The organism is Plantactinospora veratri (assembly GCF_036421995.1).
Lineage (GTDB): Bacteria > Actinomycetota > Actinomycetes > Mycobacteriales > Micromonosporaceae > Plantactinospora > Plantactinospora veratri.
The window spans coordinates 55,756-64,757 of sequence record NZ_JAZGQL010000013.1 but is presented as its reverse complement, the minus strand read 5'-3'; the positions used below and the strand labels follow the sequence as shown (position 1 = coordinate 64,757).

Annotated in this window: 6 protein-coding genes; all 6 read right to left on the bottom strand. The window is 71.9% G+C overall.

Going from position 1 to position 9,002, the window contains the following annotated elements; translation table 11 throughout:
* Positions 1-90: 90 nt before the first annotated feature.
* On the bottom strand, positions 91-2,607 hold the full coding sequence (locus V1634_RS18825; protein ID WP_331209175.1) for an NPCBM/NEW2 domain-containing protein: 2,517 nt from the start codon (positions 2,605-2,607) through the stop codon (positions 91-93).
* 348 nt (positions 2,608-2,955) lie between these two features.
* Complete coding sequence (locus V1634_RS18820; protein ID WP_331209174.1) at positions 2,956-4,452, bottom strand: CehA/McbA family metallohydrolase domain-containing protein; 1,497 nt, start codon at positions 4,450-4,452, stop codon at positions 2,956-2,958.
* A gap of 215 nt (positions 4,453-4,667) precedes the next feature.
* On the bottom strand, positions 4,668-5,792 hold the full coding sequence (locus V1634_RS18815; protein WP_331209173.1) for a DUF5685 family protein: 1,125 nt from the start codon (positions 5,790-5,792) through the stop codon (positions 4,668-4,670).
* Between the two features lie 61 nt (positions 5,793-5,853).
* Positions 5,854-7,032 carry a low temperature requirement protein A gene (locus tag V1634_RS18810; RefSeq protein ID WP_331209172.1) on the bottom strand — a complete coding sequence of 393 codons (1,179 nt, stop codon included), beginning with the start codon at positions 7,030-7,032 and terminating at the stop codon, positions 5,854-5,856.
* Positions 7,033-7,196: 164 nt separating this feature from the next.
* Positions 7,197-7,781 carry a gluconokinase gene (locus V1634_RS18805; protein ID WP_331209171.1) on the bottom strand — a complete coding sequence of 195 codons (585 nt, stop codon included), beginning with the start codon at positions 7,779-7,781 and terminating at the stop codon, positions 7,197-7,199.
* Positions 7,771-9,000, bottom strand: a complete 1,230-nt coding sequence (gene manD / locus V1634_RS18800) for a D-mannonate dehydratase ManD (protein WP_331209170.1) — start codon at positions 8,998-9,000, stop codon at positions 7,771-7,773. The genes V1634_RS18805 and manD overlap by 11 nt, the downstream gene beginning before the upstream one ends.
* Between the last annotated feature and the right edge of the window lie 2 nt (positions 9,001-9,002).

Here is a 9,002-nt window from a genome sequence, read left to right as displayed (position 1 = left end):
AGCGGTGCGATCACGGTGAGCTGAGGCTCCGCCAGCGGGTCGGGTCCGCACCGGTGCCGGGACCCCGGTGCGGACCCGACCTCCGGACAGCTACTCCGGGTACTCCGCCCGGACGTTGTCCACGTGCACCTGGCCGCCACCGTTGAGGAAGATCCAGACCGCCCGCACCTGGGACAGGTCCAGGCTCACCCCGGCCGGGCAGCTAAGGTCGTCGACCTCCTCGGTGACCGTCCGGCTGGCGAACGGATCGGTCCAGCTCCACAGTCCGCCCTGGCACCAGGCCCAGTCGGGACCGACCTGTACGGCGAACTCGCCGACCGTCCCGATCTCGCCGGCCCGTACGTCGAAGCGCAGCCGCGCCGCCCCGGTCAGGTCCAACGGTTCGGCGAAGGCACGCCCGAACCAGTTCCCGTCCTTCGGTGTCGCGACGGTCAGCCCGTGTTCGCCCTCGGTGCGGAAGGTACGGGTCTGCGCGACGGTACCGCCGGAACCCGGGTTGGCGACGGTGAACTCCTCGGTGCCGGACTCGAACGAGAAGATGGTGCGTTCGGCCGGCAGCACCGGGTCGTCCGGGCCGGCGGAGCCGCAGGCCAGTCTCGGCGCGGCCCAGTCGGCGTGTGCGGTGCCGTCGGTGTCGACGTCCGTGGTGGTGACCAGGCGTAGCCCGGAGGCGCCGGTCAGGTCGGCGGTCAGGGTGACCGGGGCGGTCCCGGGGCTGACCGGTCCGCTGCTGGCCACCACCCTGTCGTCGGCGTAGACGGTGAAGGTGACCGGCCCGCCGGTGGCCGCCTCGTCGTCGATCCCGACGTCGGTGACCAGGTGGGTGCAGCCGGCGATCAGATAGAAGAGTTCGCTGGGGGCGGTGGTGCCGATCCCCCGGTTGTAGACCCGTCCGTCGATGGTGATCAGGTTGCCGTCGCCGCTGGCACTGCCGCCGTTGCTCCGGTCGGTCTCCACCGGGCCCACGGCGTTGCTGGAGTGCAGCGGCGGGATGGTGCTCAGGTGGCGTCGGCCGTCTCCCGGCGGGGTGAACACCACCCCGATGATCTCGCTGCTGGTGCTGGCCGGACGCTGCCGTGCACCCCACCGGTACGTGGTGGTGACGGTGATCGGATATCGGCCGGCGGGCGTCTCCTCGGGAATCTGGAGCGCCCAGGTGGTCTGGAACGAGGTGTCGGTGCCCAGTCGTCGTCGCCCGGGGTCGCTCATCTCGGCGGCCCGCCAACCCTCGGGTGTCGAGACCGTGACCCGCACGTCGCGCAGTGCGCCCACTCCCCGGTTGGTGACCGTGCTGACCAGGAGGTTCTCGCCGATCGCGCCGGGGAGCAGGTTGTCGATCGTCGCACCGACGGCGACCTGGGGCGGGACCGCCGCCGGGTCGGCCAGCGGGCGTACCCGGTAGACCACCGTGCCGTGCGCCGGCACGCCGGCCGAGATGGTCGAGCCGGCCTGGCTGACCCGGCCGGTCCAGACGTCCTGCAACCGGTACGCCCCGGCCCGGCGCAGCCCGGTCTCCCGGACCGGCACGCTGACCGTGGCCAGCGAGTCCGTCGAGTTGTAGAGCGCGATCGCCCGGTCGCCGTTCGCCAGCGGCTTGTCCAGGACCATCAGCCCGTCCCGGTCGGAGACGACGGCGCCCTGCACCCCGAGCCGGTCCTGGTCGATCGCGATGACGTCCCGGTTGCCGAGGATCGCCAGCGTCTCCGGGGTGGCCTTGCGCAGGTCGGTGCCGATCAGCAGCGGTGCGGCCATCATCGCCCACATGCTCATGTGGGTCCGGTACTCGGTGCCGGTCATCCCGCCGTTGCCGACCTCCAGCATGTCCGGGTCGTTCCAGTTGCCCGGCCCGGCGTACGGCGCCAGCGGCGCGTTCTGCGCGATGATCGAGCGGACGCTGGACCAGTTGTCGCTGATGTCGCCGGTGGTCCGCCACAGGTCACCGATCTCGGCCGCCCAGGTCCACGGCTGGGACTGGCCCCACTCGCAGATCGCGTAGACGATCGGCCGGCCGGTGGCGTCCAGCGCGTCGCGCATCGCGGTGTACCGCCGGACGAAGTCCTGCTGCGAGCCGTCGGACTGGTTGTTGCAGTTGTCGTACTTCAGGTAGTCGACACCCCAGTCGGCCCAGGTCCGGGCGTCGATCTCCTCGTGCCCGAGGCTGCCCGGGTAGCCGGCGCAGGTGGCGGTGCCGGCGTCGCCGTAGATGCCGAGCTTGAGGCCCTTGCCGTGCACGTAGTCGGCGACTCCGGAGATCCCGCTCGGAAACTTGGCCGGGTCCGGCACCAGCCTGCCGTCCGGGCCGCGTTCGCGCAGCGACCAGCAGTCGTCGATGTTGACGTACTCGTAGCCGGCGGCGGCGAGCCCGGAGGAGACGAGTACGTCCGCGGTCTCCTTGATCAGGGTCTCGCTGACGTCGCAGCCGAAGGCGTTCCAGTTGTTGAATCCCATCGGCGGGGTGGCGGCGAGGGTGTCCGGCGCGGGGGCCGGGGCGGCGACCGGACGGTCCGGTGCCGGCGCGGCGGGTGCGGCCAGGGCTGGCATCGCGCTGAGCAGGGACGGGATCAGGACCAGCATGGTCAGGGTCCGGGACTTGACTGTGCGCGTCACCGACACTTCCCTTCGGCGGCGACCGCGGTCGTCCGCGATCGGGTCGGCAAAGTGGTGTGGACTCCACGGGTCGCCCGGCGGTGGTGCCGACCTGAAGGACGGCCGTCGGTGCGGGGACCCACCGGGGTAGGCCACGTACCGTGATGGATCCACAACGCGCCACACGGTAAGCGCTTTCCTCGACATCCGTCAATATCTCGCCGAGCGGCCCCACCCGGGGTCCGACCCCCGGACGGGACCGCCCGGCCGGTCACGCCGCCGGCACCTGGCCGAGCCGGTGCCTAGCCGAGCCGGCAGCCACCGGCCACCGGCGGTGCAGCACCCTCGACCCGCGGGCTGGATCGGTGCTCAGCGCAGGTGTACGAAGACCGGGTTCGAGTAGAACCAGAGGTCGCTCCACGGGCTCTCCAGCCCGTCCGCCAGCGGCTCGGCCTCGTCGGTGCTGGTGCCGCGTACCCGGGCGTAGCTGTCGGCCTCGACGTTGCGCAGCGTGTGTCGGATGACGTACTCGGCGCCCTGCCGGCGCCAGTCGCGGGGGCCGAACCGGGCCACCACCCTGGTGGTCGGGTTGGTGTCGGCGTCCAGGTTCGGCTGCGGACCGGTGATCTGCCCGACGATCAGGTCGACCCGGCGGACCTCCGGCCGGTCCCCGTTACCGTTCCTGCCGGTCGGCGGCCGGAACCGGATCTCGATCTCGACGTCGGTCCGGTTGCGCCGGCTCAGCGTCACCGTCTCGCCCATCGCCGCCGTGCGCCCCTGGCTCCGGGCGGTGAGGTCGAGGCTGCTGATCAGGTCACCGGTGGTGACCCAGATCCGGCCGTTGCGCAGCCCGTCCATGATGTCGGCGTAGTCCTGCCGGGCGTACACGTACGTCTTGCTGTATTCGCCGGGCCAGAAGTCGGAGCCGCCCCGGGTCCAGTGCACGTGCGAGTCCGAGGTGGCGGTGATCCACCAGCGCCGGCCCTCGCCGAGCAGCGAGTCCCACATCCCGCCGACCCGGGCGGTCATCTGGTCGAAGCCGCCGTGCGTCGGGTAGTTGCCGTAGCCGCCCCGGGCCCCGCCGTTGAGCGGGCCCGCCTGGTGCCCGGGCGCGCCCTCGAAGCCGACGTAGATCTCCGGCGCCACGTTGTTGCCGTTGCGGAACTCGCGCGGGGTGTCCTGGCCGTACACGCCCCAGCCCGGGGCCGAACGCGAGGTGTGGTGACCGATGACCAGCGGCTTCTGCCGCATGTCCCGAGCCGCCTTCAGGAACTCGATCATCTTCGCCTCGGTGTCCCGGCCCGGGTCGGTCGGGTAGGCGTCGTACTTGTTGAACCGGCTCTCCAACTCGAAGAGTTGCTTCGCCTCGTCCTCGTGGTGCGGGATCATCAGCGTGTGGTGGTCCAGGGCGGGGGTGTCGAACTCCATCCCCCAGAACTGGAGCACCTCGGGGACCAGCTTGCGCGACCGCAGCAGGTCCGGGTACGCCTGCTCCAGGTTCACCTTCGAGTGGTTCGGCCCGCCGTGGTCGGTGCACATCGCCCAGGTCAGCCCGAAGTTCTTCGCCATGATGGCGTTGGTGACGATCGGATAGACCGCGTCCGCGCCCTTGTGGAACGTGGGCGGGTTCGTCGAGGTGTCGAACTCGCCGCTGTACTCGGAGTGCACGTGGTGGTCACCGGCCCGCCACACCCGGTTTCGGGAGTCGCCGGGCCGGTCGTCCCGGTGGTCGTCGTCGTTCTTCTCGTGCGCGTACGCGGTGCCGCCCCCGACCAGGGGACTCGCGGCGACCAGCGTCGCGCCGACACCGGCGTACCGGACCAGTTGGCGCCGCGAGATCTGCGCGCCGTCGGCCTCTTCGGTCATGGTGGAGCCTTTCGTTGAGCCAGCCGTGGCTGTGACAACGAGCGACTCTCACCGGATCGGCTGAATACCGGATGAACGCAGGCCGGGCCGGTCGGGGAACAGTGCGTCCCGGTCGACTGAATCGGACTCCGTCTCCGTGACCTGCTGTTTCCGGATGTGCCCGGTGGGTGCCGGGCCGCGGGCCGACGACGCTCCGCGCGGCGGTGGCCGGGACGTCAGGAACAGTCGCAGCAGCTACAGCAGTCGCAGTCGCAGTGCCGGGTGCACCAGCAGCGGTCGTCGCACGATTTGCGGCGGCGCTTGCTCCAGCGCGGCTGCCACAGCCCGCAGGTGCAGGTGGTCAGGACACAGGCGCCGCCGACCACCAGCGGCGCGGTGCAGCCGTCCGGTCGCGGTTGCCCGGCCCCGTCCGGCTGGCCCGCCGGCCGACCGGACCGGCCGTGCCCGCCGAGCGGTACCGCCGGACCGTCGTCCGCCGCACCGGCCAGCGCGAACGTCCGGTCGACGGCGTCGGAGACCTCCCGGTCGAGCAGTGCCCGGACCAGGCTCGGGTCCCGCAGTTCCAGGTCGGCCAGGGCCAGCCGCAGGCCGTGGAGCGCGTCCTCGCAGAGCCGGCGGGCCTGCGCCAGGTCGGTGCCGCTGGCCCGCAACGGGTTGAACGCGCCCCGGACGGCGTCGTCGGCGTAGTCCTCCACGGCGTCCAGCAGGTGCGCGATCCGGCCGAAGTATCGGCCGATCTCGGCCAGCCCGGCGGCGTTGCCGGGCCGGCCGGCCAGCGTCGCGGTGTGCGCGAAGGCGGCCGCCACGGCGGTCTCGGTCGGCTCGGTGGCGACCAGCACCGACATGCCCGGAACGACCGTCGACTCCAGCTCGGACTGCCGGGCCACCGCGGCGAGCAGCAGACCGGTGTCGAAGCCGACAGCGTCACCGGTCCGGCCGCCGGCCTCGGCCCACCGGTCGGCCAGCCGGCCGGCGACCCCGGCGAGGGCGGGGACCCGCAGTGCGCCGTCCCGGTCGGCGACGTGGTCGCGGGTCTTGCCGGCGGCGAGGACCAGTGAGACGGCGGCGGCCAGCCGGGCGCCGGGGTCGGTCGAGGAGAGCACCTGGGCAGGCTGGAAGCCGCGCAGTGCGCAGGGTGCCGCCGGACGGTACCGGGCCGGGGCGGCGCGCTGTGCCTCCAGGAGTACGGAGATCAGCAGGCCGTCGTAGTTCGTGGCCAGCCGGGCCCGGTGTCCGTGCTCGTCCCGGAGGGTCAGGCAGAGTCCGCAGAGGTGGCCGAGCCAGGCGGCGTGCAGCTTCCCACACATCCGGTGCCGGCACGGCCGTACGATCCCGAACACGGCGCCTCCCACGATCGTTCGACTGCCGGGGCAGCGTAGCGGCCCGGCGCACCCGGGCGGCTCAGGACCGGGTGGGGCGGCGGCCCGGCCAGTGCCAGTCGGTCGACCGGGCGGCGTCGGAGAGTGCCACCCCGAGCAGGACCGTGCCGGTGAAGGCGGCCACCGCGATCGGGGTCAGCGGCAGGAATGCCGGTGCCGTGCCGACCAGCACCACCAGCCAGACCAGCCGGGACCAGGAGAACCTGCCGAACAGCTCGTACTCGAAGACGGTGCGGCCGATCAGGAAGAGGGTGGGCCCGCCGACGATGACGCCGACCAGGCCGAGCCCGGCCGTGGGGTGGGACTGGCTGACCAGCTGTTCGAAGCCGGTGGCGGTGGAGACGATGCCGGCCACCATCAGCAGGTGGGTGTACGGCGCCCACCGGGTGGCCCGGCGCGGCCCGCTGTCGATCGCCGTTTGCAGCAGCGCTCCGGCCCGGTAGACGTAGATCTGCCAGAGCAGCAGCATGGTGACGAACGCCAGCAGCAGCATCCCCATCCGTACGGCGTTGAGTCCGCTCCGGCCACTGATCAGCAGCGGCACCAGGATGATGTCGCCGAGGGTCAGGATGACGAACTGCTGGTACCGCTCGCCGAGGTGCTCGCTCGCCTTGTCGTACTGGGCCAGCGGGACCCGGCCCAGCCACGGTGTCGGGTACCGCAGCGCGGCACTGACGTAGTCGATCACCAGGGCGGCGCCCCAGAGCATCAGGCGGGTCGAGGCGGGCAGGAAGGCACCGGCCAGCCAGAGTGCCCCGGAGAGCACGAACCAGCAGAGGAACCGGGCCGCCCGGATCTGCGCCTGGTGCCCGCGGAGTACGGCTATCAGCACGACGCCGCGTACCAGGTGGATGGCGACGTACATCCCGGCGAAGAGCCAGCCGAGCGCGGCGAACGCCTGCGGGATGCTCGCCGTCATCACGATGCTGCCCAGCATCGCCCAGGCGACGATGACCTGGATCTTGGGCTGGTCCGGGTTGTAGAAGTCGGTGAGCAGCGCGGTGATCGACCAGACCCACCAGACCGCCATCAGCAGCACCAGTACCTGCGCGGCGGCGAGCCAGGTCACCTCCTCGGCCAGCCGCATCGAGAGCAGGGCGAGCGCCGCGACGTAGACCACGTCGAGCAGCAGTTCCAGCAGGGTGGCCCGCTTCGGTGCCTCGGGGTGGCGCAGCAGTCTGCGCGTCTCGTCGCTCGCCATTGAGCCGCCGTCCCACTCCCTGCCGTCCTCGACTGCCGCCTTCTCCTGTCACTAGGCGAACGATCGAGGGGCGGGTAGGACGTACCCGGCCGGCCCGGCGTCCGGCGCGGGGACCGGGCACCGGGCCGGACCGGTCACGGTGGACCGGAGCGTTTCCGGGTTGCTCAGCGCTCCGGGTGGGCGGCCCGGCGGTGCGGCAGGCCGAGACCCTCGACGGCGGCCTCGACCAGCTCCTGCGGGGTGGCGGCGACGTCGAGGGTGAGGACCCGCTCGTCCGCTCCGGGCCGTTCCAGCGTGGCGATCTGCGAGTCGAGCAGGCTGGCCGGCATGTAGTGCCCGGCCCGCCGCGACATCCGCTCCCGGATCACCTCCGCCGACCCGTCGAGGAAGACGAAGTCGACGCTCGGCGGCCCCTGCCGGAGAAGGTCCCGGTAGGAGCGTCGCAGCGCCGAGCAGGCCAGCACCGTGGAGATTCCCTCGGCGGCACGTTCGGCCATCCAGCCGGCGAGTTCGCGCAGCCAGGGCCAGCGGTGGTCGTCGGCGAGCGGCACCCCGGCCCGCATCAACTCCACATTGGACTCCGGGTGGAACTCGTCCGCCTCGGCGAAGGTCAGCCCGGTCACCGCGCTGATTCCCTCGGCCACGGTGGTCTTGCCCGACCCGGAGACCCCCATCACCACCACGTGCCGGGTGGACCGGGCCGGCCCGTCGCCGCCGCGCGACGGGCCGGGGCGGCCGTCACCAGTCATGGACGGTGCCGTCCTTGAGCCGGTTGAACGGCAGGTACGCCGGCTGGTACGGGAACCGGGCCGCCGCCTCCTCGTCGAGTTCCACCCCCAGGCCGGGCTGCTCGCCGGGGTGCAGGTAGCCGTCGGTGAAGGTGAACGACTGCCGGAACACCTCGTCGGTCAGCGGGCCGTGCCGCATGTACTCCTGGATGCCGAAGTTGTGGATCGCCAGGTCCAGGTGGAGCGCGGCGGCCATCCCGACCGGTGAGATGTCGGTCGGCCCGTGGATCCCGGACTTGATCTGGTACTGCGCGGCGAAGTCGAGCAGCTTGCGCATCGCGGTGATCCCGCCGGTGTGCGTGACGGCGGAGCGGACGTAGTCGATGAGCTGCTCACGGATCAGCGTCTGGTAGTCCCAGACCGTGTTGAAGACCTCGCCGATCGCCAGCGGGGTGGTGGTGTGCTGCCGGACCAGCCGCAGCGCCTCCTGGTTCTCCGCCGGGGTGCAGTCCTCCAGCCAGAACAGGTCGTACGGCTCCAGCGCCTTGCCCAGCTTGGCGGCCTGGATCGGGGTCATCCGGTGGTGGCCGTCGTGCAGCAGCGGCAGCTCCGGGCCGAACTCGCCCCGGACCGCCTCGAAGACCGTGGGCAGGTGTCGCAGGTAGGCGCGGGTGTCCCAGTCCTCCTCGACCGGCAGCGCGGTGCGCTGCGCCGGCTCGTAGTCGTAGCGCTTGCCGTCCACGCTGGTCTGGGCGGCGACCCCGTAGACCGCCTCGATGCCGGGGACCGAGGTCTGCACCCGGATCGACCGGAAGCCGAGTTCCAGGTGGTGCCGGATCGAGTCGAACAGCTCCGGGATGTCCCGCCCGGAGGCGTGCCCGTAGGCCATGATGCCGGTCCGGGACGCCCCGCCGAGGAGCTGGTAGAGCGGCATCCCGGCGGCCTTCGCCTTGATGTCCCAGAGCGCCACGTCGACGGCGGCGATCGCGGCCATGGTGACCGGCCCGCGCCGCCAGTACGCCGACCGGTAGAGGAACTGCCAGGTGTCCTCGATCCGGTGCGGGTCCCGCCCGATCAGCAGCGGTACGACGTGGTCGGCCAGGTAGGAGGCGACGGAGAGTTCCCGGCCGTTGAGGGTGCCGTCGCCGAGCCCGGTGATCCCCTCGTCAGTGGTGATCTTGAGCGTGACGAAGTTGCGGTCCGGGCTGGAGACGATCACGTCTGCCGCGACGATCTTCACGA